The 25,000-nt window shown below is 69.6% G+C and carries 25 protein-coding genes (1 of these 25 cut by a window edge); 14 read left to right on the top strand and 11 right to left on the bottom strand.

The features are described from left to right. A protein-coding gene (locus tag ACFONC_RS10960) for a SirB1 family protein (RefSeq protein WP_386744001.1) crosses the window boundary here: on the top strand, positions 1–253 show its 3' end. It extends 590 nt beyond the left edge of the window; the window shows 253 of its 843 coding nt (coding positions 591–843); its start codon lies beyond the left edge, outside the window; it ends in the stop codon at positions 251–253. A gap of 25 nt (positions 254–278) precedes the next feature. On the opposite strand, the gene ACFONC_RS10955 is transcribed toward ACFONC_RS10960, so the two are convergent. After that, positions 279–509: a rubredoxin gene (locus ACFONC_RS10955; protein WP_386744000.1), complete on the bottom strand. Its 231-nt coding sequence runs from the start codon at positions 507–509 to the stop codon at positions 279–281. Between the two features lie 35 nt (positions 510–544). Between ACFONC_RS10955 and thiE the strand changes: the two genes are divergently transcribed. The 3 genes from thiE to ACFONC_RS10940 all read left to right on the top strand — a co-directional run bounded on the left by thiE (position 545) and on the right by ACFONC_RS10940 (position 3,227). Beyond that, positions 545–1,201 carry a thiamine phosphate synthase gene (thiE, locus tag ACFONC_RS10950; RefSeq protein WP_386743999.1) on the top strand — a complete coding sequence of 219 codons (657 nt, stop codon included), beginning with the start codon at positions 545–547 and terminating at the stop codon, positions 1,199–1,201. Between the two features lie 119 nt (positions 1,202–1,320). Then, entirely contained in the window at positions 1,321–2,610 is a 1,290-nt protein-coding gene (gene hemL / locus ACFONC_RS10945; RefSeq protein ID WP_386743997.1) for a glutamate-1-semialdehyde 2,1-aminomutase, read from the top strand. Beyond that, on the top strand, positions 2,607–3,227 hold the full coding sequence (locus ACFONC_RS10940; RefSeq protein WP_386743995.1) for an HAD family hydrolase: 621 nt from the start codon (positions 2,607–2,609) through the stop codon (positions 3,225–3,227). Before hemL ends, ACFONC_RS10940 begins: the two co-directional genes overlap by 4 nt. A 16-nt stretch (positions 3,228–3,243) precedes the next feature. Here the strand turns inward: ACFONC_RS10940 and ACFONC_RS10935 are convergent, their stop codons facing one another. Then, positions 3,244–4,062: an SDR family oxidoreductase gene (locus ACFONC_RS10935; protein WP_386743993.1), complete on the bottom strand. Its 819-nt coding sequence runs from the start codon at positions 4,060–4,062 to the stop codon at positions 3,244–3,246. Positions 4,063–4,156: 94 nt separating this feature from the next. Then, positions 4,157–4,816 (bottom strand): serine/threonine protein kinase, encoded by a 660-nt coding sequence (locus ACFONC_RS10930; protein WP_386743991.1) that lies wholly within the window; start codon positions 4,814–4,816, stop codon positions 4,157–4,159. 621 nt (positions 4,817–5,437) lie between these two features. Between ACFONC_RS10930 and ACFONC_RS10925 the strand changes: the two genes are divergently transcribed. Continuing rightward, positions 5,438–7,459, top strand: a complete 2,022-nt coding sequence (locus tag ACFONC_RS10925; protein ID WP_386743990.1) for a bifunctional DedA family/phosphatase PAP2 family protein — start codon at positions 5,438–5,440, stop codon at positions 7,457–7,459. Here the strand turns inward: ACFONC_RS10925 and ACFONC_RS10920 are convergent. The 3 genes from ACFONC_RS10920 to ACFONC_RS10910 all read right to left on the bottom strand — a co-directional run bounded on the left by ACFONC_RS10920 (position 7,435) and on the right by ACFONC_RS10910 (position 10,320). Then, positions 7,435–8,010, bottom strand: a complete 576-nt coding sequence (locus tag ACFONC_RS10920) for an LON peptidase substrate-binding domain-containing protein (RefSeq protein ID WP_386743988.1) — start codon at positions 8,008–8,010, stop codon at positions 7,435–7,437. The two genes, ACFONC_RS10925 and ACFONC_RS10920, sit on opposite strands and share 25 nt — an antisense overlap. A gap of 150 nt (positions 8,011–8,160) precedes the next feature. Further along, positions 8,161–9,546 (bottom strand): UDP-N-acetylmuramate:L-alanyl-gamma-D-glutamyl-meso-diaminopimelate ligase, encoded by a 1,386-nt coding sequence (gene mpl / locus ACFONC_RS10915; RefSeq protein ID WP_386743986.1) that lies wholly within the window; start codon positions 9,544–9,546, stop codon positions 8,161–8,163. A 195-nt stretch (positions 9,547–9,741) separates the two neighbouring features. Continuing rightward, entirely contained in the window at positions 9,742–10,320 is a 579-nt protein-coding gene (locus ACFONC_RS10910; RefSeq protein WP_386743985.1) for an adenylate kinase, read from the bottom strand. A 119-nt stretch (positions 10,321–10,439) separates the two neighbouring features. Between ACFONC_RS10910 and ACFONC_RS10905 the strand changes: the two genes are divergently transcribed. Both ACFONC_RS10905 and ACFONC_RS10900 read left to right on the top strand, forming a co-directional pair. After that, positions 10,440–11,696 (top strand): 6-phosphofructokinase, encoded by a 1,257-nt coding sequence (locus tag ACFONC_RS10905; protein WP_386743983.1) that lies wholly within the window; start codon positions 10,440–10,442, stop codon positions 11,694–11,696. Beyond that, positions 11,693–12,163, top strand: coding sequence for a hypothetical protein (locus ACFONC_RS10900; protein ID WP_386743982.1), 471 nt, complete (start codon positions 11,693–11,695; stop codon positions 12,161–12,163). The genes ACFONC_RS10905 and ACFONC_RS10900 overlap by 4 nt, the downstream gene beginning before the upstream one ends. Before the next feature lie 59 nt (positions 12,164–12,222). Here the strand turns inward: ACFONC_RS10900 and ACFONC_RS10895 are convergent, their stop codons facing one another. After that, the gene (locus ACFONC_RS10895) at positions 12,223–12,723 is read right to left on the bottom strand and encodes a hypothetical protein (protein WP_386744646.1); all 501 of its coding nucleotides are present in this window, start codon (positions 12,721–12,723) and stop codon (positions 12,223–12,225) included. A 753-nt stretch (positions 12,724–13,476) separates the two neighbouring features. Here ACFONC_RS10895 and ACFONC_RS10890 point away from each other — a divergent pair. Together ACFONC_RS10890 and ACFONC_RS10885 are read left to right on the top strand one after the other, a co-directional pair. Further along, positions 13,477–15,507 carry a sodium-translocating pyrophosphatase gene (locus ACFONC_RS10890; RefSeq protein ID WP_386743980.1) on the top strand — a complete coding sequence of 677 codons (2,031 nt, stop codon included), beginning with the start codon at positions 13,477–13,479 and terminating at the stop codon, positions 15,505–15,507. Between the two features lie 893 nt (positions 15,508–16,400). Further along, positions 16,401–17,948, top strand: a complete 1,548-nt coding sequence (locus ACFONC_RS10885) for a mechanosensitive ion channel (RefSeq protein WP_386743978.1) — start codon at positions 16,401–16,403, stop codon at positions 17,946–17,948. A gap of 137 nt (positions 17,949–18,085) precedes the next feature. Here ACFONC_RS10885 and ACFONC_RS10880 read toward each other — a convergent pair whose 3' ends face one another. Continuing rightward, the gene (locus ACFONC_RS10880; protein WP_386743977.1) at positions 18,086–19,651 is read right to left on the bottom strand and encodes a M91 family zinc metallopeptidase; all 1,566 of its coding nucleotides are present in this window, start codon (positions 19,649–19,651) and stop codon (positions 18,086–18,088) included. Positions 19,652–19,843: 192 nt separating this feature from the next. On the opposite strand from ACFONC_RS10880, the gene ppa reads away from it, so the two are divergent. The 5 genes from ppa to ACFONC_RS10855 all read left to right on the top strand — a co-directional run bounded on the left by ppa (position 19,844) and on the right by ACFONC_RS10855 (position 23,027). Next, positions 19,844–20,392: an inorganic diphosphatase gene (ppa, locus tag ACFONC_RS10875; RefSeq protein WP_386743976.1), complete on the top strand. Its 549-nt coding sequence runs from the start codon at positions 19,844–19,846 to the stop codon at positions 20,390–20,392. Positions 20,393–20,520: 128 nt separating this feature from the next. Then, positions 20,521–21,258 carry an RNase A-like domain-containing protein gene (locus ACFONC_RS10870; protein WP_386743974.1) on the top strand — a complete coding sequence of 246 codons (738 nt, stop codon included), beginning with the start codon at positions 20,521–20,523 and terminating at the stop codon, positions 21,256–21,258. Between the two features lie 19 nt (positions 21,259–21,277). Then, positions 21,278–21,562: a contact-dependent growth inhibition system immunity protein gene (locus ACFONC_RS10865; RefSeq protein WP_386743972.1), complete on the top strand. Its 285-nt coding sequence runs from the start codon at positions 21,278–21,280 to the stop codon at positions 21,560–21,562. Positions 21,563–21,772: 210 nt separating this feature from the next. Then, the gene (locus tag ACFONC_RS10860; protein ID WP_386743971.1) at positions 21,773–22,615 is read left to right on the top strand and encodes a DNA/RNA non-specific endonuclease; all 843 of its coding nucleotides are present in this window, start codon (positions 21,773–21,775) and stop codon (positions 22,613–22,615) included. A 25-nt stretch (positions 22,616–22,640) separates the two neighbouring features. Beyond that, entirely contained in the window at positions 22,641–23,027 is a 387-nt protein-coding gene (locus tag ACFONC_RS10855; protein ID WP_386743969.1) for a hypothetical protein, read from the top strand. A gap of 125 nt (positions 23,028–23,152) precedes the next feature. Here the strand turns inward: ACFONC_RS10855 and ACFONC_RS10850 are convergent, their stop codons facing one another. From ACFONC_RS10850 to ACFONC_RS10840, 3 genes are all read right to left on the bottom strand, one after another. Continuing rightward, the gene (locus ACFONC_RS10850; RefSeq protein ID WP_386743967.1) at positions 23,153–23,848 is read right to left on the bottom strand and encodes an ion channel; all 696 of its coding nucleotides are present in this window, start codon (positions 23,846–23,848) and stop codon (positions 23,153–23,155) included. A 7-nt stretch (positions 23,849–23,855) separates the two neighbouring features. Continuing rightward, the gene (locus ACFONC_RS10845) at positions 23,856–24,461 is read right to left on the bottom strand and encodes a DUF4136 domain-containing protein (protein ID WP_386743965.1); all 606 of its coding nucleotides are present in this window, start codon (positions 24,459–24,461) and stop codon (positions 23,856–23,858) included. A 125-nt stretch (positions 24,462–24,586) separates the two neighbouring features. Continuing rightward, positions 24,587–25,000, bottom strand: a 414-nt coding sequence (locus ACFONC_RS10840) for a phosphomethylpyrimidine synthase ThiC (protein WP_386743964.1), incomplete at its 5' end; no start/stop codon positions are given.

Below are 25,000 nucleotides of genomic sequence, written 5' to 3'. Positions count from 1 at the left end.
CAACCTGCACGGCGTCTACAGCGACGGCGAGGACTGGGAGCGCGCGACGCGCAGCGCCGACCGCCTGCTGAAACTGTCGCCGAACGATCCCGATGCGCTGCGCGACCGCGGCCTGGGCTACCTGCACATGGGCCACAACAGCGGCGCGCGCGCCGACCTGGCGCGCTACCTGCAGCTCAATCCGAACGCCCGCGATGCAATGAAGGTGCGCGCGCGGCTGGTGGAACTCCGCGGCGCCGGCCGCGTCAGCTGAGCGGCACGCTTCAAACCAGCCCGCTTCAAGCCAACATCATCTCGAAGTCGTCCTTGGTCACGCCGCAGTCCGGGCACGTCCAGGTATCCGGGATGTCTTCCCAGCGCGTGCCCGGGGCGATGCCCTCTTCGGGCAGCCCGGCCGCTTCGTCGTAGATGAAGCCACACACGACGCACATCCAGGTGCGGTAGGCGACGGCGGTCTCGTTCATCGGATAATGGCGCCCCGGCGGGGAATTCTGTGCGGAAAGCCGCATTGTCCCACCCCGCGCCCCTGCAGGAAACCGCGCCGATGAATTCCCGCCGCCCACGCGCCGGCCACGCTGCTCGCCGCTCCCTGCGCGGGCTGTACCTGCTCACGCCGGACGAAAATGACACCGCGCGCCTGCTGGCCCGCGTGCGCACGGTCATCACGCAGGCGGCGCTGCTGCAGTACCGCAACAAGGTCGCGGACGACGCGCTGCGGCGCGAACAGGCGACGGCCCTGCTGCCGCTGTGCCGCGAAGCCGGCGTGCCGCTGGTGGTCAATGACGACTGGCGGCTGGCCACGGACATCGGTGCGGATGGCGCGCACCTGGGCGAGGACGACGGCGCACTGCGCGAGGCGCGGCGGGCACTTGGTCGCGATGCGATCGTCGGCGCGTCCTGCTACGACGACATCGCGCGTGCAGAAGCCGCGGCGGCGGCCGGTGCGAGCTATCTCGCCTTCGGCGCGTTCTTTCCTTCGCCGACCAAGCCGGCGGCGCGGCGCGCCACGCCGGAACTGCTGGCCGCATCGGCACGCTTCGGGCTGCCGCGGGTGGCGATCGGCGGCATCACGCCGGACAATGCGCGGCAGCTGGTGGCGGCCGGCGCCGACATGGTGGCGGTAATCAGCGGCGTTTTCGATGCGCCGGATCCGGTTGCGGCGGCGCGGGCGTATCGCGCTTGCTTTGTTGGCGCATCCTGAGTGCGCGGCACCGGATGCTTCCGGGCGAAAAGATCGCGGCTGAAGCCGCTCCCACGAGAGCAAGAAGCGAGTTCGTTATCCCGCACGCGCGGGTACAGAGCAATGGAGAAGACCACAACATGAATACCGACCGTTCCCAGGCCCTGTTCGCACGCGCGCAGTCGCTGCTGCCCGGCGGCGTCAACTCGCCGGTGCGCGCGTTCAAGTCCGTCGGCGGCGAGCCGTTCTTCGTGCAGCGCGCCGACGGACCGTACCTGTTCGACGTCGACGGCAACCGCTACATTGACTACGTCGGTTCATGGGGGCCGATGATCGTCGGCCACAACCATCCGGCCGTGCGCGACGCGGTGGCGCAGGCGATCGGTGACGGGCTCTCGTTCGGCGCACCGTGCCCCGCCGAAGTGACGATGGCCGAGACCATCACCACCCTGGTGCCGTCGTGCGAAATGGTGCGCATGGTCAACTCGGGCACCGAGGCGACGCTGTCGGCGATCCGGCTGGCGCGCGGCGCGACCGGTCGCGCGCGCATCGTCAAGTTCGAGGGCTGCTACCACGGCCATGGCGACTCGTTCCTGGTCAAGGCCGGCAGCGGTGCGCTGACCTTCGGCGTGCCGACCTCACCGGGCGTGCCCAAGGCGCTGGCCGACCTCACGCTCACCCTGCCATACAACGATTTCGACGCCGCCACCGCGCTGTTCGACGAATGCGGCGACGACATCGCCGGCCTGATCGTCGAGCCGGTCGTCGGCAACGCCAACTGCCTGCCGCCGCGCGAAGGGTTCCTGCAGCACCTGCGCGAGTTGTGCACCCGGCACGGCGCGCTGCTGATCTTCGACGAGGTGATGACCGGCTTCCGCGTCGCGCTGGGCGGCGCGCAGGCGCGCTACGGCGTTGCACCGGACCTGTCGACCTTCGGCAAGATCATCGGCGGCGGCATGCCGGTGGGCGCCTACGGCGGCCGGCGCGAGCTGATGTCGCAGATCGCGCCCGCCGGGCCGATCTACCAGGCCGGCACGCTCAGCGGCAACCCGGTGGCGATGGCGGCAGGGCTGGCGATGCTGGAGCTGGTCCAGGCGCCCAACTTCCACGCCGACCTCGAACGCCGCACCAACGTGCTATGCGACGGCCTCGAAGCCGCCGCGGGCGAAGCCGGCGTGGCGCTGACCACGCAGCGCGTCGGCGGCATGTTCGGGCTGTTCTTCAGCGACGAGAAGGTCGACACCTACGCCCAGGCCATCGCCTGCGACAGCACCGCGTTCAACCGTTTCTTCCACGCCATGCTCGAGCGCGGCGTGTACCTGGCGCCGTCGGCATTCGAGGCTGGCTTCATGTCCAGCGCGCACGACGACGGCGTGATCGAACAGACCCTCGTCGCGGCGCGCGAGGCGTTCCGGGCGGCAAAGGCGTGAGCGGCGCGCCGGCCGTCGTCCTGTTCGACCTGGACGGCGTGCTGGCGCATTACGACCACGCGTCGCGACTGCGGTTGCTCGCGGAGCGCAGCGGGGCCGGCGTCGAGGCGGTTTCGCGCGCGCTGTTCGAATCGGGGCTCGAACGCGACGCCGACCTGGGCCTGCACGACGCGCAGGGCCAGGTGGACGAGTTCGCGCGCCGGCTCGGCCGACCGGTTTCGCTCGACGACTGCATCGAGGCACGCCGCGCCTCGATGCGCGCGGATGCCGACATGCTGTCGCTCGTGCGGCACGTGGCGCGGCAGTCGCAGGTTGCGATCCTGACCAACAACAACCTGCTGCTGCGCGACCACCTGCCCGCGATCTGCCCGCCGCTGTTCCCGCTGTTCGACGGCCGCGTGTTCTGTTCGGCGCAGTTCCGGCTGGCCAAGCCGGATCCGGCGATCTTCCTGCAATGCCTTGCTGCGATTGATGCGACGCCGGCGCAGGCGCTGTTCATCGACGACAAGGCCGAGAACGCCGAAGGCGCGCGGCGCGCCGGGCTGCGCGCGCATCATTACACCGGCGTGTCGGCGCTGCGCGCCTGGCTGAAGGAATGCGGGATCGCCGGCGACTGAACACCGGCCACGCAGATCAGTCCAGGAACAGGTCCGGCAGCAACGGCTGGCCGGGATCGACAGCGTAATGCGACAGGTCGGTGATCCCGGCCTCGCGCAGCACTTCGTCATCGATCAGGAAATTGCCGGAGAAGCCGGCCGCCGGCCGCACCAAAACCGCATGCGCGGCGTCGGCGAGGATCCCGGGCTTGCGGCCGTTGGCGCGGCTCACGCCGGGGATCATGTTCAGCGCGTCGGTCCCGATCAGCGTGCGCGGCCACAGCGCATTGACCGCCACGCCCTGCGGACCGAACTCGCCGGCCAGCCCCAGCGTCACCAGGCTCATGCCCATCTTCGCCAGCGTGTAACCGGTGTGCGGCGCCCACCATTTCGGGTCCAGCGAAGGCGGCGGCGCCAGTGTGAGGATGTGCGGGTTGTCCGCCTGCAGCAGGTGCGGCAGGCAGGCCTGCGCGCACAGGAAGCTGCCGCGCGCATTGACCTGCTGCATCAGGTCGAAGCGCTTCATCGGCGTGTCCAGCACGCCGCGCAGCCAGATCGCGCTGGCGTTGTTGACCAGGATGTCGATGCCGCCGAAGGCCTCGACCGTTGCCGCGACCGCCGCGCGCACCTGGTCTTCCTCGCGGATGTCGCACTTGAGTGCCAGCCCCCGGCCGCCTGCATCGTCCACCGCCCGCGCGGCGGTGTGGATGGTGCCGGGCAGCTTCGGGTTGGGCACGTCGGACTTGGCCGCGATGGCCACGTTGGCCCCGTCGCGCGCCGCGCGCAGTGCGATGGCCAGGCCGATGCCGCGCGAGGCGCCGGTGATGAAGAGGGTCTTGCCGGTGAGGGATGACATCGGGATTCGGGATTCGGGATTCGGGATTCGGGAAGAGCCTACCCCGGCCAGCACGACATCTCGACCCGCCGCTTTGAATCCCCGATCCCGGCCATCAAGGCTTCGGCCCCTGCCCCTCGTTGTCCTCCCACTTCAGGATCCGGCGGGTGACGAAGCGATACACCGGCTTGCCGGTGGCGAACCAGGCTTCGCGCAGCCACGAGGTGCGCTTGAGGACGCGGCGCTCGACCGGGGTGATCGATTGCGGACAGTAGGTGCGCTTGTGCTTGAGCAGGTGGCGCAGGTCCTCGCGCGCGAGCAGGCGCATCCAGCGCGAACGCGGGTTGCCGAGCACGGCAAGCTGGAAGTCGATCAGCGCCGGGCTGCCGTCGGCGAGCACCAGCCAGTTGGCTTCCTTGGCCAGGTCGTTATGGGCCACGCCGCGGCGATGCAGCCGCTGCAGCAGCCGGCGCGCGGCGCGGAAGTACGCAAGGTCGCCATGCGGCGGGCGCTGGTACATCGCCGCGCCGTCGAGGTAGCTGCGGTCGAGGATGCGCCCGTCCCAGCCGAGCAGCTGCGGCATCGCCTCGAGCCCGTCCGCACGCCGCAGCCCGCGCGCCTCGCGACGCGCGAGCCACCACGCAGGCAGCCGCAGCCACCACGGCACGTGGCGCAGGTCGCGGCGCACGAACACGCCGGTGTCGCCGCGCATCAGCGAGATGCGGCCGAAGCTGTCGGACTTGAGGGCCTGGATTTCGGTCGCGTCGCGGAGCATGGCGGCATTGTAGGGAGTGCAAGTCGTTTGATGCCGTTGCCGTTCCGGACAGGATCGCGATCGCGGCGCAGAAGCATGTCGGGGGTGTAACCCCGACCTACTGCCCCCATGCCGCGCCCTTGACCTTGACCTTGACCTTGACCTTGACCTTGACCTTGACCTTGACCTTGATCTTGATCTTCCGGGCCCCTCCGTAGCGGCGGAGACGGCGGACAAGACCCCGCAGGGGCGCCGCACATGGATGTGCGGCGTTTTCCGCGAGGGCAGGATGCCCTCTCGGAAAATCCCGCCGGCTCCGCGGACCCGACGCGCAGCGTCGGGCGCGTAGGCGGGGTGTGTTTCTTTGCGCCAGGTTTCTTTGCACAAGCAAAGAAAGGTGGCTCGCGCCGTCACGGCGCGAAAGCTCTTGATCTTTCTTGATTTCAGCGGAACCGGAACAGCAGGCGGGTCAAGACCCGCCCTACGATTCGCGGCGGCGTCAACGCAAAAAGCGCGTCGGGGGGCGTAGCCCCGACCTACGGCTCCCGCAAGCAGAAATGTCTTCCCCGGACCAATTCCACAAAGGTCACGGATCCCGCAACCGAAGGCCTCGATTCACCGCCTCCCCCGTACAATCCGCCGATGACGAACGGATGGTTCGACCAGCTTGTCGCCTGGATCGGCGCGCACCCCATTGCCGCAGGGCTGGTGATCTTCGCGATCGCATTCTGCGACGCGGTGATCGTGGTCGGCGCGATCGTCCCGGCGCTGCCGCTGCTGTTCGCGATCGGCGTGCTGATCGGCCTGGGCGAACTCTATGGCCCGTACGCGGTGGCGTGCGCGGCGCTGGGCGCGTTCGTCGGCGACGGCCTGAGCTTCTGGATCGGCCGCCGCTGGGGTTCGCAGCTGCGCGGGGTGTGGCCGTTCGCGCGCTATCCGCAGCTGCTCGACCGCAGCGAAGCGGTGTTCCGGCGCAACGCGCTCAAGGGCATCCTGATCGCGCGCTACATCGGCCCGATCCGGCCGTTCGTGCCCGCCGTCGCGGGCATGGCGCGGATGCCGATCAAGCGCTACCTGCCGGCCAGCGCGCTCGCGGCGGTGACCTGGGCACTGCTGTTCCTGATCCCCGGCTGGCTGCTCGGCCATGCCTACGACGCGGTGGCGGCAGTGGCCAACCGGCTGGCGCTGGCGATCGGCGGCCTCGTGGTGGTGCTGGCACTGGCCTGGGCGGCGGTGCTGTACACGTACCGCTGGTTCGCACGCCACGCCGACTCGCTGCTCGCGCGCGCACTGCGCTGGACCCGTGCGCATCCGCGGCTGGGGCGCTACGCGGCGGTGATGATCGACCCCAACCGCCCGGAGTCGGCCTCGCTGCTGATCCTGGCGGTCTGCCTGCTGGCCATCGGCGTGGCGTGGTTCGCGCTGCTGGGCACGGTGGTGATGCGCAGCGAACCGCTGGCGCTGGACCGCGCCGTCTACGAGGCGATGCTGGCGCTGCGCAACCCGCTGGCCGACCGCCTGATGGCCGGACTGGCCTCGATCGGCGACGCGGTGGTGCTGGTGCCGGCGATCGTGCTGACCCTGGCCTGGCTGCTGTGGCGCAAGCGCTGGCTGGCGGCCGCGCACTGGCTGGCGGCGCTGGCCTTCGGCCTGGTGCTGACCACGCTGCTCGGCGCGGTGGTCCACATGCCCAATCCGCCGACGGCGCCGCAGGGCTTCGGCTTCCCTTCGATCGCGGTGACGATGTCCACCATCACCTTCGGCTTCTTCGCGGTGCTGATCGCGCGCGAGATGCCCGGCCGGCGGCGCGTGTGGCCCTACCTGGTCAGCGGCGCGGTGGTGGCGGTGCTCGGCTTCGCGCGGCTGTACCTCGGCGCGCACTGGCTCAGCGACGTGGTCGGCGGGATGCTGTTCGGCATCGTCTGGCTGCTGGTGCTGGGCCTGGCGTACCGGCGCCACGTGGCGCGCTCGTTCTGGATGCGACCGCCGGCGCTGGTGTTCTACATCACCTTCCTGGCCGCCGCGCTGTGGCACGCGCCGCGCACGGTGGATACGCTGCTCGAGCGCTTCGCGCCGCCGGAACCGGCCGTTGCCATGACCGCCGACCAGTGGTGGCAAGGCGGCTGGGCGCGCCTGCCCGCGCAGCGCAAGGAGTACGACGCCAGCCAGCGCTGGCCGCTGGACCTGCAGGTCGCCGGCCCGCTCGAACCGCTGCAGCGGCGCTTGCAGGCCAATGGCTGGGGCGTGCAGCCGCAGGCCGACTGGCTGGCGACATTGCAGTTGCTCGACGACGACGTGCCGCGCGAGCGCCAGCCGGTGCTGCCGGCCACGCTCGACACCGAGGCCGAAACCCTGCTGCTGCGCCGCCCCGGCGACGGGCCCGGGCAGATCAAGCTGGTGCGCCTGTGGCGGGCGCCGGTGCAACTGGCCGACGGCGGGCCGCTGTGGATCGGCACCACCCAGGTGCTGCACTACGCCGAGCCGTTCGGCCTGTTCGGCCTGTGGCTGCCCGACCCCGACACCGGCGTGGCCCAGGACGACGTGCGCGCGGCGATGGCCGGCTTCGCGATGGAGCTGGCGCCGCATCCGCACACCGGCATGGACGTGCTGCGCGTGCGCATCCCCGCCGACGCCGACGCTCAGGACATCATGCCGAGCAACTGATCCAGGCGCGCATGCGGGTCGTCGTCCTGCAGCAGCGACTGCCGCTGCGCGTCGGACAGCGGCAGCATCTCGGCCAGGCGCCAGCCGATCCACGCCGCGTCGTCGAGCCTGGACACCGGCGCCTGCGCGTGTTCGCCGCCGACCTGGTCGAGGATGCGCTCGAGCACCATCGCCAGCAGGCCGTGCTGGGGCCGCAGTTCGTCAGTGTCGGCGTCGTCGCACCAGGCGACGTCGGCGACCGTCAGGCCGTTGTCGCGCACCCGCGTGTTCTGCACGTGGAAACGCCGCGCACCGCGCACCTGCAGGGTCAGCAGGCCATCGTCGCCGGTGCCGAAATCCTCGATCAGCGCCTCGGTGCCGAACGCCGCGGGCGTCGCCGGGGCGCCGGCCTCCTCGCCGTCGAGGATCAGGCAGATGCCGAAGCCTCCGCCGCTGCGGCCGCACTCGCGCACCAGGTCGAGGTAGCGCGGCTCGAATACGCGCAACCCCAGCGCCGCGCCGGGCAGCAGGACGGTGTGCAGGGGGAACAGCGGCAGCGATTGGGCGGGCATCGGGCGCAGGCTAGCGCAGGCGGCGCGAGTGCGGGGCAAAGAAACCTGCAGCTCTTGTGGGAGCGGCTTCAGCCGCGAGCTCTTGTCCGTCATGGTCTGCAAGAAAGAGCTCGCGGCTGAGGCCGCTCCCACGGGATGGTCCTGGAGGTCTCAGCCTTCCCCCAGCGCGGCGAGGAACCGCCGCGGCGCGCCGTCGAAGCCGCCGTTGGACATGAACACGACGTGGTCGCCGTCGCGCACGAGGCCGCGCAGGGTGTCGATCAACGCGTCGGCGTCCGCGACCGCGTGGCCTTCGCCGCGCAGCGCCGAGACGACCTTGCCCGCGTCCCACGCCAGTTCCGGCCGGTGCAGGAACACCACCGCGTCCGCGCCGTCCAGCGACGGTGCCAGCGCGTCGGCGTGCGCGCCCAGCCGCATCGAGTTGCTGCGCGGCTCCATCGCCACCACGATCCGCGCATCGCCGACCTTCGCGCGCAGGCCGGCGAGTGTGGTCGCGATGGCGGTCGGGTGGTGGGCGAAGTCGTCGTACACGGTGACGCCGCGCGCGTCGCCCAGCCGTTCGAGCCGGCGCTTGACGCTGCGGAAGCGCGCCAGTGCCGGGAGCACGGTAGCCACGTCCACGCCCACCGCGTGGCAGGCGGCCAGCGCGGACAGCGCGTTCATCACGTTGTGGCGGCCGAGCAGCGGCCAGCGCACCGTGCCGATTTCGTTGCCCGCGTGCAGCACGGCGAACACGCTGCCGTCGGCCTCGACCAGGCGCGCACTCCAGTCGAACGGCCGGCCCCCCACCGCCGCGGCGGCGTCCAGGCCGAAGGTCTCCACCGGCGTCCAGCAGCCCATCGCCAGCACTTCGGCCAGCCGCGCGTCCTCGCCGTTGACGACCAGCCGCCCGCGCCCCGGCACCGTGCGCACCAGGTGGTGGAACTGGCGCTGGATCGCGGCCACGTCGGGGAAGATGTCGGCGTGGTCGAACTCCAGGTTGCCCAGGATCGCCACCAGCGGCCGGTAGTGGACGAACTTGCTGCGCTTGTCGAAGAAGGCGGTGTCGTATTCGTCGGCCTCCACCACGAACTCGCGCCCGCCGCCGATCCGGGCGGAGACGCCGAAGTCCTCCGCCACGCCACCGACCAGGAATCCCGGTTCGCGGCCGGCGGCCTGCAGCAGGAAGGCGAGGATCGTGGTGGTCGTGGTCTTGCCGTGGGTACCGGCCACGGCCAGCGTGTCGCGGCCGGGCAACACGTTCTCCAGCAGCCACTGCGCGCCGGAGGTGTAGTCCAGGCCGGCGTCGAGCACGTGCTCGACCGCGGGGTTGCCGCGCGACAATGCGTTGCCGACGACGACCCGGTCGACGTCCGCCGAGATGTTCTCCGGCAGGTAACCCTGCTTCAGGCCGATGCCGAGGTTTTCGAGCTGGGTCGACATCGGCGGGTAGACCGCCTGGTCGCTGCCCTCGACATCAAAGCCGAGTTCGCGCGCCAGCGCCGCGACGCCGCCCATGAAGGTGCCGGCGATACCCAGGATGTGGAGTTTGCTCATGCGGGAATTGTCGCCGATCCGGTAGCGCCGTCGGGCGAGAAACATGTCGGGGGCGTAGCCCCGACCTACGGCGCAGGGAAGCAGCCGGCGCGTCACCCGACCACGGCGTAGGTCGGGCCTACGCGCCCGACGGCTCTTGATCTACTTCGGTCGAGAAGCGCGTCGGGGACGTAGCCCCGACCTACGGCGCGTGGCTCAGCCCACCGCCTGCCCAGGCGAGATGGCTTCCACGATGCGCGCGAACACGTCGTCCAGCGACCCCACGCCGTCGACTACGGTCAGCTGGCCGTGCTGGCGATAGAACTCGATCACAGGCGCGGTCTGGGTGTCGTACACCTGCAGGCGCTTGCGCACCGACTCGGGGTTGTCGTCGGCGCGGCCCTCGGCCTTGGCGCGGCCGGCGAGGCGTTCGATCAGCAGTTCGTTGTCCACCTCCAGCTGCACCGCGTAGTCCATCGGCTGGCCGATCCGCCCCAGCAGCGCGTCCAGCGCGTCGGCCTGGGCCAGGTTGCGCGGGTAGCCGTCGAGGATGAAGCCGCCCTTGGTGTCGTCGCGCGAGAAGCGGTCCTCGAGCATGCCCAGCAGGATCTCGTCGGACACCAGGTCGCCCCGGGCCATCACTTCCTTCGCCTGCAGGCCCAGGGGGCTGCCGGCGGCCACCTCGGCGCGCAGCAGGTCGCCGGTGGAGATGTGCGGCACCTGCAGATGATCCTTCAGGCGCGCGGCCTGCGTTCCCTTGCCCGAACCCGGCGCACCAAGAAGTACCAGTCGCATCGATTGCTCCGAACGCTGAAAAGACGAGGCACCGCGGGGCGTAGACTGCCCGGGTCGCGGCACGAACCGCGCCACTTTACCGTATCCAGGCCCCGCGCCTCCCCCAAAGCGAGCCCCCGATGCCCAAGGGAACCCTGCTGTACGCCCAGAGCGGCGGCGTCACCGCCGTCATCAACGCCACCGCCTCGGCCGTGATCGCCGAGGCCCGCGCCCGCAAGGTCAGGGTGCTGGCGGCGCGCAACGGCATCCTCGGCGCGCTGCGCGAGGAGCTGATCGACACCTCGAAAGAGTCCGTGGCCACGATCCGCGCCCTGGCCCACACCCCGGGCGGCACGTTCGGCTCGTGCCGCTTCAAGCTCAAGTCGCTGGACGCCGACCGGGCCCGCTACGAGCGCCTGCTGGACGTGCTGCGCGCCCACGACGTGCGCTACTTCCTCTACAACGGCGGCAACGATTCGGCCGATACGGCCAACAAGGTGTCGCAGCTGGCCGCGGAGTTCGGCTACCCGCTCACCTGCGTCGGCGTCCCCAAGACGGTCGACAACGACCTGGCCATCACCGACTGCTGCCCCGGCTTCGGCTCGGCGGCCAAGTACACGGCCGTATCGGTGCGCGAGGCCGCGCTGGACGTGGCCGCGATGGCCGAGACTTCCACCAAGGTGTATGTCTACGAAGCCATGGGCCGCCACGCCGGCTGGCTGGCCGCGGCCGGTGGGCTGGCCGGCAAGGGGCCGGATGAAGCGCCGCACCTGATCCTGTTCCCCGAGCGGCCGTACGATGAAGCCGACTTCCTTGCGCGCGTGCGGCAGGTCGTCGCCAAGGTCGGCTATTGCGTGGTCGTCGCCAGCGAAGGCATCCGCACCGCCGACGGCCGCTTCGTCGCCGACGCCGGCGGTGGCAAGGACTCGTTCGGCCATACCCAGCTCGGCGGCGTCGCATCGTTCCTCGCCGGCCGGGTCCAGAACGAACTCGGCATGAAGGTGCACTGGACCCTGCCCGACTACCTGCAGCGCTCCGCGCGCCACCTGGCCTCGAAAACCGACCTGGAGCAGGCGATGGCGGTCGGCAAGGCGGCCGTGCAGTACGCGCTGGCCGGCCGCAACGCGACGATGCCGGTGATCGTGCGCACCTCCGACGCGCCCTACCGCTGGAAGATCGAGCCCGCGCCGCTGGCGAAGATCGCCAACCGCGAGAAGAAGATGCCGGCCGGCTTCATCCGCCGTGACGGCTACGGCATCACCGCCGCCGCCCGCCGCTACCTCGAACCGCTGATCCGCGGCGAGGCGCCGCCGCCGTACGGGCGTGATGGCCTGCCGAAGTACGTGGTGCCGAAGAATGTGCTCGTGAAGAAGAAGCTCACGGGCTTCGAGCCGTGAGCGCGCGCCGGCTGCATCCGTTCACCGCGATCCTCGCCGGCGGCTTCATCGGCGGCGCGCTCGACCTGGCGTTCGCGATCACGATGGCGCTGCTGCGCGGCGATACCGCAGCCGACCTGCTGCGGCTGGTGGCCAGCGGTGCGCTGGGCGAGGCGGCGCTGGCCGGCGGCACGCGGACGGCGGCGCTGGGGCTGGCGTTGCACTTCGCCCTGTCGTGGGGCTGGGCGGCGCTGGTCTGCGCCTCGGTGCGCGGCCTGCCGGACGGCCTGGCGCGGCGCCCGGTGGCGGTGGCGGCGATCGCCGGCACGATCGTGTTCCTGCTGATGCGCGAGGTGGTGCTGCCGCTGTCGGCGTTCCCGTTCCCGGTGCCGCTGGCGTTCTCGCTGCCGCTGCTGGGCGACTGGATTTCGCACATGTTCCTGTTCGCGCTGCCGATGGTGCTGGCGGCGCGGCGTACGCGTGTGTGAGGTGCGGCCGATCGGTGCGGAAAGCGTCGGGGGCGTAGCCCCGACCTACGGCCCAGCACTCACGGGCAGGCTTTGCCTTCGACGCTCATGGCCGCGGCGTACATCGGGATCGCGGGCAGCTTGCCGGCGGCGGCGGTCTTCATCGCATCGTCGAGATAGATCCGCGACTGGCCCTGGCCGTCGCGCTCCTGGCCCACGTCCACCGGCTTGCGCCACACGCGCACCACCGCCTGCTGCGAAGGGCAGGCGGCGCTGGGGACGCGGATCAGGTCGTTGAACTTCCAGCCCGCGGCCTCGGACGGCTTGGCCTTGTCGAAATCGACGAAGCGCGCGCGCGGCTGGCAATTCTGGCTGGTGCGGACCACGGCGAACCTGTAGGGCTCGGCCGCCTGGCCGGTGAACGCGCCCTCGATGCGGGCGCAGGCCTCGGGGATCTGGCGCAGCGTGTGGACCACGCCGTTGGCCTGCGGCGTGCCGGCCGGGCGGGTGATCTCGGGCGTCGGGTCGGCGGCGAAGGCCGGCAGCGCGGCCAGGAGCAGGAAGGGAGCGATCAGGCGCATGGGGTTTCCGGGGGAGGAACAGGCCGCCAAGGCTGTCACGGGGCGGCTGAATCGGCGCTCACGAGCGCTCGCGGCCCTCCCTTCAAGGGGCTGAGGGCAGCAGTGCCGCGCAGGCCGGTCGAGCGCGCGGCGCGCGGCGCCGGGCCGGATGGGTTGGCTGGGAATTGGGTGTCCGCCCATGGGCGTCGGAACCTCATCGATGGGCGTGGAAACCCCATCGTTGGCCTTCGAAACCCCATGGATGGCCTCCGCGTCGCGATCGATGACCTCTGGAATCCCGTCGATGACCTCTGGAATCCCGTCGATGACCTCTGGAACCCCATCGCTGGCCTCCGCGACCCCATCGATGACCTCCGCGACCCCATCGTTGACCTCCGGAACCCCATCGCTGCCCTCCGTGACCCCATCGATGACCTCCGGAACCCCATCGCTGCCCTCCGCGACCCCATCGATGACCCCTGGAACCCCATCGCTGGCCTCCACGACCCCATCGTTGACCTCCGGAACCCGATCGCTGGCCTCCACGACCTCATCGATGACCTCCAGAACCCCATCGCTGCCCCCCGCGACCCCATCGTTGACCTCCGGAACCCCATCGCTGCCCTCCGCGACCCCATCGATGACCTCCGGAACCCCATCGACGAGGCCCGCCATCCGGCCGCAGGCGGTTCTGCACTGCAACATCCCGTCTCCGGGCCCTATGCGATAGTTCCAGCGTTTATTTCGCCGCTTCACTTTCCGGGGAGGAAATTCATGCTCGAGCAGTATGGTTTGTGGCTGGCGCTCGCCTGCGCGGTCGTCGCGATCGTCTACGGGGTCTTCTCGGCCGGGTGGATCAACCGGCAGCCGGCGGGCAATGAACGCATGCAGGAGATCGCCGGCGCGATCCAGGAAGGCGCCCGCGCCTACCTCAACCGCCAGTACACCACCATCGCCGTCGCTGGCGTGGTCCTGCTGGTACTGATCGGCTTCTTCCTCAACTGGCCGACCGCGATCGGCTTCGCGATCGGCGCCATCCTTTCCGGTGCGGCCGGCTACATCGGCATGAACGTCTCGGTGCGCGCCAACGTGCGCACCGCCGAAGCGGCGCGCAAGGGCATGGGCGCGGCGATGGACGTGGCGTTCCGCGGCGGCGCGATCACCGGCATGCTGGTCGTCGGCCTGGGACTGCTCGGCGTGGCCGGCTACTGGCTGGTGCTCGGGCAGATGGGCATCACCGGCGAGCCGGCGCTGCACGCGCTGGTCGGCCTGGCGTTCGGCTCGTCGCTGATCTCGATCTTCGCGCGCCTGGGCGGCGGCATCTTCACCAAGGGCGCCGACGTGGGCGCGGACCTGGTGGGCAAGGTCGAAGCCGGCATCCCCGAGGACGACCCGCGCAACCCGGCGGTGATCGCCGACAACGTCGGCGACAACGTCGGCGACTGCGCCGGCATGGCCGCGGACCTGTTCGAGACCTACGCGGTCACCGTGATCGCCACGATGCTGCTCGGCGGCCTGATGGCGGCCGAGGCCGGCGCCAACGCGGTGCTGTACCCGCTGGTGCTGGGCGGCGCTTCGATCATCGCCTCGATCATCGGCGCGCTGTTCGTCAAGGTGAAGGACGGCTCCACCCACATCATGGGCGCGCTGTACAAGGGCGTGATCGTGTCGGCGGTGCTGGCGGCGGTCGCGTTCTACCCGATCACCACCCAGCTGATGGCCGACAACAGCCACGGCGCACTGAGCCTGTACGGCTGCGCGCTGATCGGCCTGGTGCTGACCGGGGTGATCGTGTGGATCACCGAGTACTACACCGGCACCCAGTACAAGCCGGTGCAGCACATCGCGGCGGCGTCGACCACCGGCCACGGCACCAATATCATCGCCGGCCTGGGCATCTCGATGAAGTCGACCGCGATGCCGGTGATCGCGGTTTGCATCGCGATCTGGGGCGCGCATGCGCTCGCCGGCCTGTACGGCATCGCCATCGCCGCGACCGCGATGCTGTCGATGGCCGGCATGATCGTCGCGCTCGACGCCTACGGCCCGATCACCGACAACGCCGGCGGCATCGCCGAGATGGCCGAGCTGCCGTCGGAGATCCGCGACATCACCGACCCGCTCGACGCGGTGGGCAACACCACCAAGGCGGTGACCAAGGGCTACGCGATCGGTTCGGCCGCGCTGGCCGCGCTGGTGCTGTTCGCCGACTACACGCACAACCTGCAGGCCAACAACCCGGGCGAGGTGTTCACCTTCGACCTGTCCGACCACATGGTGATCATCGGCCTGCTGATCGGCGGCCTGATCCCCTACCTGTTCGGCGCGATGGCGATGGAAGCCGTGGGCCGCGCCGCGGGCGCGGTGGTGGAGGAAGTGCGCCGCCAGTTCCGCGACATCAAGGGCATCATGGAAGGCACCGGCAAGCCGCAGTACGACAAGGCCGTCGACATGCTGACCAAGTCGGCGATCAAGGAAATGATCGTGCCGTCGCTGCTGCCGGTCGTCGTGCCGATCATCGTCGGCGTGCTGCTGGGGCCGAAGGCGCTGGGCGGCCTGCTGATCGGCACCATCGTCACCGGCCTGTTCGTGGCGATCTCGATGACCACCGGCGGCGGCGCCTGGGACAACGCCAAGAAGTACATCGAGGACGGCAACCACGGCGGCAAGGGCTCCGAGGCGCACAAGGCCGCGGTGACCGGCGACACCGTCGGCGATCCCTACAAGGACACGGCCGGCCCGGCGATCAATCCCCTCATCAAGATCATCAATATCGTTGCATTGCTGCTGGTGCCGCTGCTCTGACCGAAGCCCGACCTGCATGACACGATCGCCCCTCTCCCGCTTGCGGGAGAGGGGAACGGGGTGAGGGGCGCCGCAGGCGCGGATCAAGATCATCAACATCGTCGCGTTGCTGCTGGTGCCGCTGCTGTAACAGGCGGCATCCACGCGACACCAAGGGCCCCGCGAATGCGGGGCTCTTTTTTGGTTCTTCACCCAAGTCCGGGGAAGGGTCTTCTTGACGGATCGCACACCTCGTCGCGATCCGACGGGCCCGGCGCGACCGGCAGGCCTTCGGGGCAAATGTCCCCCGGCATCCGCCTGCGGCGGATGCCTCCTCCTTGATTTTGCCCCGAAGGCCTGCCGGCCGCGCCGGGCTGTGGATCGCAGGCTTGCCTGAAAGCCCCGCTTTCCGCTTTGAGCCGCGGACTGCCGCGCAAGCTGGAACGCGGGTGCGAATGTGCTTGGGGGCAAAATCAAGGGGGAGGCGTCGGCCGCAGGCCGGCGCCGGAGGACATTTGCCCCCAAGCGCATTCGCACCCGCGCCTCCATTGCGGACGTAGCGCTTTTCCCTCACTCGGAAGAAGAACCTCTTTTTTTGTCTGTGCACGGGCTTCGGACGCGGCGGCGTCTCGTTGTCGCGGCTTCTTTATCCACAATGGAGATCAAGAGCCGTCGGGCATGTAGGCCCGACCTACGCGGCTGTTTCTGGTGGATTGACCGCGCAGGCCATCCGCACCGACGCCCGGAGCCATCGCACCACAACCCAACGGAGCTCGCACGATCGCTCCCAAACGCAATGTTCACCCCCGGTTCCGTATGGTCGTCGGCACTCCGTCTGTGCGGCATCGCGTCGCGGGGGCGATTGACTCACGAACCAGCGCGCGCTCGGCGCGCCGATCGAAGGGGAGATCGACATGCATTTCGACACCTGGTACATGCCGCTTCAGGCATCGCTTGGCACCTACCTGCCCACCATCCTCGGCGCACTGGCCGTACTGCTGATCGGCTGGATCGTCGCGCTCGTCGCGGCCAGCCTCACGCGCAAGGGACTGGCGAAACTTCGCGCCAACGAGCGCCTGGCAACCCAGACGAAGTCGGGCACCGACTTCCAGCGCCTCGGCGGGCGCATCGTGTTCTGGATCATCTTCCTGGTCGCACTGGTCGGCGCATTGGGCATCCTGCGCATCGACGGCGTCACCGGGCCGCTGTCCGGCCTGCTCGACACGCTGGTCCCGGCGATCGTCCTGGGCGTGGTCGCCTGGCTGGTCGCCACGGTCGTGCGCGTGGTGGTGCACAAGGTGCTGGGCGCGACCTCGCTGGACGAGAAGCTGGTCGATGCGGACCGCCCGAAGCGCCCGCCGCTGTCGCGGACCATGGGCGACGTCGCCTACTGGCTGGTGCTGCTGCTGTTCCTGCCGGCGATCGTCGGCACGCTGCACATCGACGCACTGACCGCGCCGCTGTCGAACATGATCTCCGGCATGCTCGGCATGCTGCCGAACCTGATCGCCGCGGCGGTGATCGGCGTGGTCGGCTGGATCATCGCCCGCGTGGTGCGCGAAGTGGTGACCAACCTGCTGGTGGCCACCAACGTCGACCGCTTCACCCAGGAGAACGAGGAGACGCGCGGCATCCGGCTGTCGCAGCTGGGCGGCACGCTCGTTTTCATCCTGGTGATCGTGCCGACGATCATCGCCGCGCTCGACGCGCTGCGGATCGAGGCGATCTCCGGCCCGCTGACCGGCATGCTCGACGAGTTCCTGCTGGCGGTGCCGAACATCATCGCCGCGGCGGTGATCCTGCTGCTGGCATGGTTCATCGGCCGCTTCGTCGCGCAGCTGGTCGCACGCCTGCTGTCCAACCTCGGCTTCGACCGGGTGCCGGAGCGGGTCGGCCTCGGCCATGCGTTCGCCGCGCAGGCGCCGGCGCCGACGGTCGGTACGCTCGGCGATCCGGACGCGCCCGCCGGCGTTGGCACGTCGCCCAGTGTCGGTGCACCGGGGCTGACGCTCTCCGAGCTGGTCGGCAAGATCGCGCTGTTCTTCATCATGCTGTTCGCCACGGTTGAAGCGGCGGCAATGCTGGGCTTCGCCGGCGTGCACGAGCTGCTGGAGATGTTCATCGCCTTCGGCGCCGACATCCTGCTGGGCCTGGTGATCTTCGTGGTCGGCTACTGGCTGGCCGATCTCGCCGCGCGCGCGATCGAGCGCGCCAACCCGGAGGGCCGCGGCATGGCCCGGATCGCACGCGTCGCGATCCTTGGCCTGGTCGTCGCGATGGGCCTGCGCGCGATGGGCGTGGCCGACGACATCGTCAACCTGGCATTCGGCCTGGTGCTCGGCGCGGTCGCGGTGGCGATCGCCCTGGCCTTCGGTCTTGGCGGCCGCGATGCCGCGGGCAAGGTCGCCCAGCGCTGGGCGGATGCATATCTGTCACGGCAGCGCACGCGCGACGGCGAGTAGCAAAGCCGTCGGGGCCGTAGCCCCGACCTGCGGAGCCCCTGGGCCAGCGCGGCTCGATCCGCCACAAAAAACGGCGACCAATGGTCGCCGTTCGCCCCCTTCCCTGTGCCTCCCTTTCCTTGTTCGTTGGCCTTGCGTCAGATCGCGTAGCTCGGACGCAGCTCCAGGCCCATCTCCGCGCGCAGTCCGTTCTCGGACAGTGCGGTCGGGTTGTGGGTGATCGGGCCCGAGCCGTCACCGAAATCGTACGGATCGGCCGTGGTCTCCAGTCCCACCGCCTGGCGCTCGGCGTTGGGGATCTGGAAGCCGGTGGTGGGGTCCGGGCTGTCCGGGCCCGGGCCGGTGTAGATGCCCGGCAGGAAGGTGCCGTTGACGCCGTTGTAGGCGTGCGACATCTCGTGGAACAGGGTCACCGACGGCACCGGCAGCTCGGGAATGGCGAAGGCCGGGTTGTAGGAGATGTCCACCGGGCCGGAATTGCCCGGCTGGCCGTTGCGGATGTCGGAGCCGCCAACGCTCTGCGCGTAGCCGTTGTCGACGTTCTGCAGCTCGCGGATGGTCACGATGTTGCCGTTGGCCGCGGCCTTGTCGAACTCGGCCAGCATCTGCTGCCCGTTGGGCGAGGCGCGCAGCATTTCCAGGTCGGCCTCGACGCGCTGGACGAAGGACTCGGACCCCTCCAGCCTCACGCCCTTGAGGCCGGCTTCGCTGTTGAGCACCACGTTGACCACGTTCGGGTCCGCGTTGCCGTTGCCGGTCAGCTTGTCGCCCACGCCCGCCGAATAGACCAGGCCTTCGGCGCCGATGTTGCCGACGGTGTTGCTGCCGCCGCCGGTGTAGACGCGGTCGCCGTTGCCGCTGGCGATGATGCTGTCGTCGCCGAGGCCGCCGGACAGCACGTTCTTGCCGCCGGTGGCGACGATGACGTCGTTGCCGTTGCCACCCTCGATGTAGTCGTTGCCCTTGCCACCGGTGATCGTGTCGATGCCGTCGCCGCCGTACAGGGTGTTGTTCTCGTCGCCGCCGGTGATGGCGTCGTCGCCGGAGCCGCCGAAGACGTAGTTGAAGCCGGCACCAGTGTCGATGGAATCGTTGCCCGCGCCGCCGTCGATGCGGTCGTTGCCGCCGCCGCCCTGGATGGCGTCGTCGCCGGCGCCGGCTTCGATGATGAAGTTCACCGACACCGACGGATCGATCTCGATGTTGTCGTTGCCGTCGCCGGTGCGCACGGTCAACTGCTGGCCCGGCGCCAGCGCCACGTCGTACTCCTCGCCGTTGACGTCGAAGCGCAACTGGCCCTTCTCGCCCTGGGTGACCTTGACCTGGTCGTCGGCGTTGCCGGTCTTGAATACCAGCTGGTCGGCGAGCACGTAGTACTGGCCCGAGCGCGGGTCGAGTTCGGCGGTGCGCTCGCGGGTGATCTCGACTTCGGCGGTGTTGCCGAGCTTGTCGATGAACAACGGCTGCCCGGTGCTGCTCTGGGTCTGCTCGCGGGTGCCGGTGTTGCTGGCGTTGCCGTCGATTTCCGTGGCCTGTTCGCGGCGGCCGTTGGCGTCCACCTGCCGCTGGCCGACGGTGGCGACCTCATTCGGGCCTTGCGCGGCCGGGTTGAAGACGGCCAGCGGTTCCTGCTGCGGCTGGTTCCAGACGCTGGACTGCTGGGCGGCGGTGTTTGCCTGGGGGGAATCAAGCTGGACGGTCATGGACGGGCTCGCTGGTGGATACGTGACCGTATGTGTACGCCCCGGTATGGAGTGGTCCAAGCTGGGGCGTACCCGAGGTCGAGCATTGCTGCAACGCAGCACCCCGCGGCGTAAAATCTCCCGGTTCACCCCTCTCCCACCCCGGCAGCCGGCCCCGACGCCGCGCCGCCCCTGCGCAGGAACCGCACCCCCATGGGCCTCGACCACGTCCCCACCGGCAGCAACCTCCCCGAAGAAATCAACGTCGTCATCGAGATCCCCAAGGACGCCGAGCCGGTCAAGTACGAGGTCGACAAGGAGAGCGGCGCGATCTTCGTCGACCGCATCCTGTCCACGCCGATGCGCTACCCGTGCAACTACGGCTACATCCCGCGCACGATCTGCGGCGACGGCGACCCGGCCGACGTGCTGGTGATCCTGCCGCTGCCGCTGATCCCCGGCTCGGTGATCCGCTGCCGTCCGGTCGGCGTGCTGCGCATGAGCGACGAGGCCGGCGGCGACGAGAAGATCCTGGCCGTGCCGGTGGACAAGGTGTTCGCCGGCTACAGCCACATCGACGACATCGCCAAGGTCAGCCCGCACTGGCTCGAGCGCATCGGCCACTTCTTCGAGCACTACAAGGACCTGGAGAAGGGCAAGTGGGTCAAGCTCGACGGCTGGGGCGGCGCCGCCGAGGCCAAGCAGATCCTCAACGAATCGATCGAGCGCTACGCGGCACTGCCGGGCAAGCAGAACTTCTGACGGCGCGCCCGATTCGTTCCGTGGGAGCGGCTTCAGCCTAGGGCCAGCACCAGCTGGCAGCACCGGCGCACGCTGCCTAGCCTCTCCCGCCATTCCCCTGGCGATGAGAGACGGCAACGATGGATGGCGTGCACGCGGGTTTCGGTTCCAATCCCCTGTTCGACGCAGGCCTCGCGCCGGTGCGGGCCAACGCGATGGCCGCGGCCGCGGCCGACGGCGACCTGGGCGCACACCTGCAGGATCTTGCCGACAACGGCCGATTGCTGGACTTCCTCGACCAGACCGGCGACGCGATCGCGCTCGCCCAGGCCGACCCAACCTTCGCCGAACAGCTCGACCCGCTGCTGGGCCGGATCCGCGATGCGCTGGCCGAGTTCCCCGTCGACCGGCTGTCGCGCGTGGAGCGCGACGCGGTGGAATCCACGCAGCAGGCGCTCGACGCGCACCTGGGCCCGGTCGACCCGCCGACCGACACCGGCCAGGTGCCCGGCGGCGGGCTCGAAGCGCACGAAGACGCCGGCAGCCACCTGATCGAGCGCCACGTGGGCAGGACCGAGCAGCAGCTGCTCGACCGCCTGCAGCGCGAGAACATCAGCGCGTCGTCGAGCTTCCGCGACCTGCCTGCGGCCGAGCACTTCATCTCCGAAACCATTGCCGAGAACCAGGACCGCATCGATGCCTGGCTCGACGGCAAGGGCGGCAACCGCCTGGTGCTGGATGCGAGCTTCGATGCCAGCACCGGCATCTCCATCCGGCGCGGCGAGACCCAGGCCGAAGACGTGTTCTCGGTGAAGCTGGTGCTGCAGCGTTCCGACGCGCTGGGCATCGGCTATAGAATCGTGACCGGTTACCCGACCACGCCCTGAATCAGCGAGCAGGCCACGCATGAGTGATTTCCCGGCGCTGGAGAATTTCCTCTCCGCTTATTTCCACCAGGACTGGCGTGTCGAGCACGACGCGCCCGACGCCGTGGTGTCGGCCTTCCTCGACGGCGAGGATGCCGAACAGGTCGCGGCGGTCCGGGACGAACTGGCGCGGTTGTCCGCGCAGGAACTCGACGAGGAAGCGCTCGGCAATCGCATGCGGGTGCTCGGCTGCGAGTACGACCCCACGCTCGACGGCGGCAGCTGGCAAGAGTGGCTGGCGACGCTGCGCGGGCGGTTTGCCTGAAGCCTGAGCAAGAAGCACGGCAGAGCAGGCTTCCTGGCGCTCCGGAAGCGAAGATCAGAAGCGAAGGTCAAGGGCCGTCGGGGGCGTAGCCCCGACCTACGGCATCAGGATTCGCGGTGATCTGATGTTGGCGGCCTAGGGTCAGCCCGGGATACCGCACCGTATGGCAGCCCGGCACACTGCCCGGCATCGCTTCGCGGAGATACCGGAATGCTTGAGGTCCAACCGACCAGCTTCTGCCCGGTCGACAGCCGGGCCGGCACGACGCCCGGGCAAACCGACACCGGAATCGATGCCGGCGCCATCTCCACGTCGCTGCGCGAGGCTTCGTTCGTGTCCCGCCCGTGGGTGGCGCGCGAGATCGTCGCAGGCATGGACGACGCCCAGCTCGCCGCGCTGGCGCGGCAGGACGGCGGCCGCGACGCGCTGCAGGCACTCGACGACGCGCTGGCGGACGCGCCGTGGCTGATGCCGGACGCGCCGGCACAGCGCGATCGCATTGCCACCGCGCTTCGTGAAGACGACCAGCCGGACGGCACCACCACCGGCACCGGTGGCGTCACCACGACGACCGAGCACATCGGCGAGAACACCGTCACCTGGACCAACGACAGCGAAGGCCGCCCGATCCGCGCCGAGGCCGACCTGAGCGAGGTCTTCAGCGGCCTCGACCGCAGCGCCGCCGAGACCCGCGCGCAGCGCGAGGCCGGCGACCGCGGCGTCGATGGCGACCACGGCGGGCACATCATCGGCCACCGGTTCGTGAAGGACCAGGGCCTGAAGAACATGTTCCCGCAGGACGGCAACTTCAACGTCAGCGCCTACAAGAAGCTTGAGAACGAGTGGGCCGACTGGATCGACGTCGGCATGGATGTCCACATCACGGTCGAGCTTGCGCCGAAGCAGGTCGATCGCCCGGAACAGGTGCGCGTGGCCTATGAAGTGACCGATCCGGACGACGGACGCGTCGTGTACGATCAGCGCGTCACGTTCCGCAACGAAGCCGGCCAGCAGTTCGACCGGGTGCCCCGCGCGGACATGGCCAACGCCTGACGCAGCGCGAGGTTCCGCAACACCGATGGACAAGGACGCACCGATCCTCAATGCAATGGTGGTCGAGGTCGCCCGCGCGATCGCCGGCGACCCCAAGGTCGCCGCGCAGCCGTGGGACAAGTACGCGCTGGTGGCCTGGTATGGCGATGGCGTCTCGACGATCAACGGCTTCCGCTACGTCGGCGAGGAGCCGGGGCAGCCGGCGACGCCTGGAGCACCCGACCTCGAAGACCGCATCGACGCCCTGCGCGCGGCCACCCGCGTCGAGGACAAGGACCCGTGGCGGGCCTGCGTGGTGAAGCTCGACAAGGCCAGCGGCAAGGCCTCGGTGGTGTTCGCCTACGAGGACGCGGACAGCTGGCGGGTCACCCCGCAGACCGCGGCCGACGTCGCCCGTCGCGCACGACCCTGAACCCGTAGGTCGGGGCTACGCCCCCGACGGCCCTGACATTCAACGCCCGACGTTGGCCGTGGCCTCCGGAACGAAAAGCCGTCGGGGGCGTAGCCCCGACCTACGACCAGGTTGCCGGCCCACGCTCAGCGCTGCTGCTGCCGCCTCACCGTCAGCGCGATCACCCGCGACACCGCGATGGCGATGTACATCACGCCGGAGAACATCGCCAGCATCGTCAGCGCGCGCGCCAGCGGCGAGAGCGGGACGATGTCGCTCAGGCCGACGCCGGACAAGGTGCTGAAGCTCAGGAACAACAGCTCCATCCACGTGCGCGGCTGCGGCGGGACGGACACCTCGCTGAAGCTGCCCGGCACCCAGGCCTGGCAGGCCGAGAACGCATAAGCAAACGCCCAGGCCAGCAGGGTGAACGTGGTGGCGGCGGAGACCAGTTCGTCGGTGGTCACGCGCATGTCGCCGAGCATGTAACGGATGAGTCCGGCGACTGCGTAGAAGTACAGGATCGACTCGAGCGCGTGCGCCCAGGGCAGCAGCGTCGGCATGCCCGCGAAGTTGGCCAGCAGCGACAGCAGCACCGAGGGCACTGCGAGCAGCCACGCCACCCAATGCGCACTGGCGCGGTTGACCACCCACAGCACCAGCGACAGCACCGCGATGCTCATCGCGCCGAAAACCGCGCGGCCGGCGCCGGTGTTCTCCATCAGTGGATAGGACAGGATGCCGAGCACCTGCACGATCAGCAGGATCGTCGACGGATGCTTGCGCAGGCCATAGGCCAGGCGCCATGGCGCCAGGATCGAGGGCGCCCAGCTCATCGCCATGCGTCCCTCATCGTTCGGGCAGGGTGCCGACGCCGCTGCCGGCGCGGAACGGGTAGCGCAGGAATATCTCGGTGATCGCGCGATCGACATCCTCCGCGCGCTCCGCCGGCCCCTTGCGCGTGACCCGTCCGATCGCCGCGCCCGTCCACACCAGCCGGTTCTGCGCCGCGTCGACCAGGTCGACGGTCAGCGTGCCCTCGGTGTAGCGGTTGACCTGGGTCTCGTCGTACCAGAACGGCACCGCGTAGTAGGCGCGGTGGCGATAGCTGTAGAAGAACTGGTAGTCGGTGCGCGGCACGCTGTAGACGCTGGTCTTCTCCTGCACGATGCCCTGGAAGTTCACCCGCAGGTCGGGCGAGCCCTCGTCGTAGGCGTAGCCGCGCGCTTCCATCTCGCGGCGCACATCGTCGCGGATGCGCTCGGTGAGCCAGGTCGAGTAGCCCGACTGCTCCATCGCGATGGGCTCGTAGAACGCCCAGGTGCGATAGCGCGAGAAGTCGGCCTCGGGATCCGCGTCGGTGCTGATCCGCGGCCCGGTGGCGCAGCCGGCCAGGAGAACGAGTGCGCACGCCGCCAGCAACCATGCGCCGAATCGATGCGAAGCAGCCTTCATGACGAAGCCTCCGTCGGTGGTGGACGGAACGCTAGCACGCCCCGCCCTGTTTCCCACGTGATTGGCGCGGCTGCCGGGTGAATCCCGGCTGACGCCGCGCGGATGGGCATCCCTCGATCAGCCGCTCAGCCCTGGCGATAGACCTCGGCGCCCTGGGCGCGGAACTCGGCCGATTTCTCGGCCATGCCCGCATCCAGCGCCGCCGCCTCGTCCACCCCATGCTCGGCGGCGTAGTCGCGCACGTCCTGGGTGATCTTCATCGAACAGAAATGCGGGCCGCACATCGAGCAGAAGTGGGCGAGCTTGTGCGCGTCCTTGGGCAGGGTCTCGTCGTGGAATTCCTTCGCTTTCTCCGGGTCCAGGCCGAGGTGGAACTGGTCCTCCCAGCGGAACTCGAAGCGCGCCTTGGAGAGTGCGTTGTCGCGCACCTGCGCACCGGGATGGCCCTTGGCCAGGTCCGCCGCATGCGCGGCGATCTTGTACGCCATGATCCCGTCGCGCACGTCCTCGCGGTTGGGCAGGCCGAGATGCTCCTTGGG

Origin of the sequence: Luteimonas soli (assembly GCF_042648865.1) — a bacterium.
GTDB lineage: Bacteria > Pseudomonadota > Gammaproteobacteria > Xanthomonadales > Xanthomonadaceae > Luteimonas > Luteimonas soli.
The sequence above is the reverse complement of the archived record's forward strand: the minus strand, read 5'-3'. Positions and strand labels throughout refer to the sequence as shown.

Bases quoted from the DNA above. Each gene is read 5' to 3' on its own strand.
- ACFONC_RS10955 (WP_386744000.1), bottom strand. From the start codon at position 509: ATGCGGCTTTCCGCACAGAATTCCCCGCCGGGGCGCCATTATCCGATG.
- thiE (WP_386743999.1), top strand. From the start codon at position 545: ATGAATTCCCGCCGCCCACGCGCCGGCCACGCTGCTCGCCGCTCCCTG.
- hemL (WP_386743997.1), top strand. From the start codon at position 1,321: ATGAATACCGACCGTTCCCAGGCCCTGTTCGCACGCGCGCAGTCGCTG.
- ACFONC_RS10935 (WP_386743993.1), bottom strand. From the start codon at position 4,062: ATGTCATCCCTCACCGGCAAGACCCTCTTCATCACCGGCGCCTCGCGC.
- ACFONC_RS10930 (WP_386743991.1), bottom strand. From the start codon at position 4,816: ATGCTCCGCGACGCGACCGAAATCCAGGCCCTCAAGTCCGACAGCTTC.
- ACFONC_RS10925 (WP_386743990.1), top strand. From the start codon at position 5,438: ATGACGAACGGATGGTTCGACCAGCTTGTCGCCTGGATCGGCGCGCAC.
- ACFONC_RS10920 (WP_386743988.1), bottom strand. From the start codon at position 8,010: ATGCCCGCCCAATCGCTGCCGCTGTTCCCCCTGCACACCGTCCTGCTG.
- mpl (WP_386743986.1), bottom strand. From the start codon at position 9,546: ATGAGCAAACTCCACATCCTGGGTATCGCCGGCACCTTCATGGGCGGC.
- ACFONC_RS10910 (WP_386743985.1), bottom strand. From the start codon at position 10,320: ATGCGACTGGTACTTCTTGGTGCGCCGGGTTCGGGCAAGGGAACGCAG.
- ACFONC_RS10905 (WP_386743983.1), top strand. From the start codon at position 10,440: ATGCCCAAGGGAACCCTGCTGTACGCCCAGAGCGGCGGCGTCACCGCC.
- ACFONC_RS10895 (WP_386744646.1), bottom strand. From the start codon at position 12,723: ATGCGCCTGATCGCTCCCTTCCTGCTCCTGGCCGCGCTGCCGGCCTTC.
- ACFONC_RS10890 (WP_386743980.1), top strand. From the start codon at position 13,477: ATGCTCGAGCAGTATGGTTTGTGGCTGGCGCTCGCCTGCGCGGTCGTC.
- ACFONC_RS10885 (WP_386743978.1), top strand. From the start codon at position 16,401: ATGCATTTCGACACCTGGTACATGCCGCTTCAGGCATCGCTTGGCACC.
- ACFONC_RS10880 (WP_386743977.1), bottom strand. From the start codon at position 19,651: ATGACCGTCCAGCTTGATTCCCCCCAGGCAAACACCGCCGCCCAGCAG.
- ppa (WP_386743976.1), top strand. From the start codon at position 19,844: ATGGGCCTCGACCACGTCCCCACCGGCAGCAACCTCCCCGAAGAAATC.
- ACFONC_RS10865 (WP_386743972.1), top strand. From the start codon at position 21,278: ATGAGTGATTTCCCGGCGCTGGAGAATTTCCTCTCCGCTTATTTCCAC.
- ACFONC_RS10860 (WP_386743971.1), top strand. From the start codon at position 21,773: ATGCTTGAGGTCCAACCGACCAGCTTCTGCCCGGTCGACAGCCGGGCC.
- ACFONC_RS10855 (WP_386743969.1), top strand. From the start codon at position 22,641: ATGGACAAGGACGCACCGATCCTCAATGCAATGGTGGTCGAGGTCGCC.
- ACFONC_RS10850 (WP_386743967.1), bottom strand. From the start codon at position 23,848: ATGGCGATGAGCTGGGCGCCCTCGATCCTGGCGCCATGGCGCCTGGCC.
- ACFONC_RS10845 (WP_386743965.1), bottom strand. From the start codon at position 24,461: ATGAAGGCTGCTTCGCATCGATTCGGCGCATGGTTGCTGGCGGCGTGC.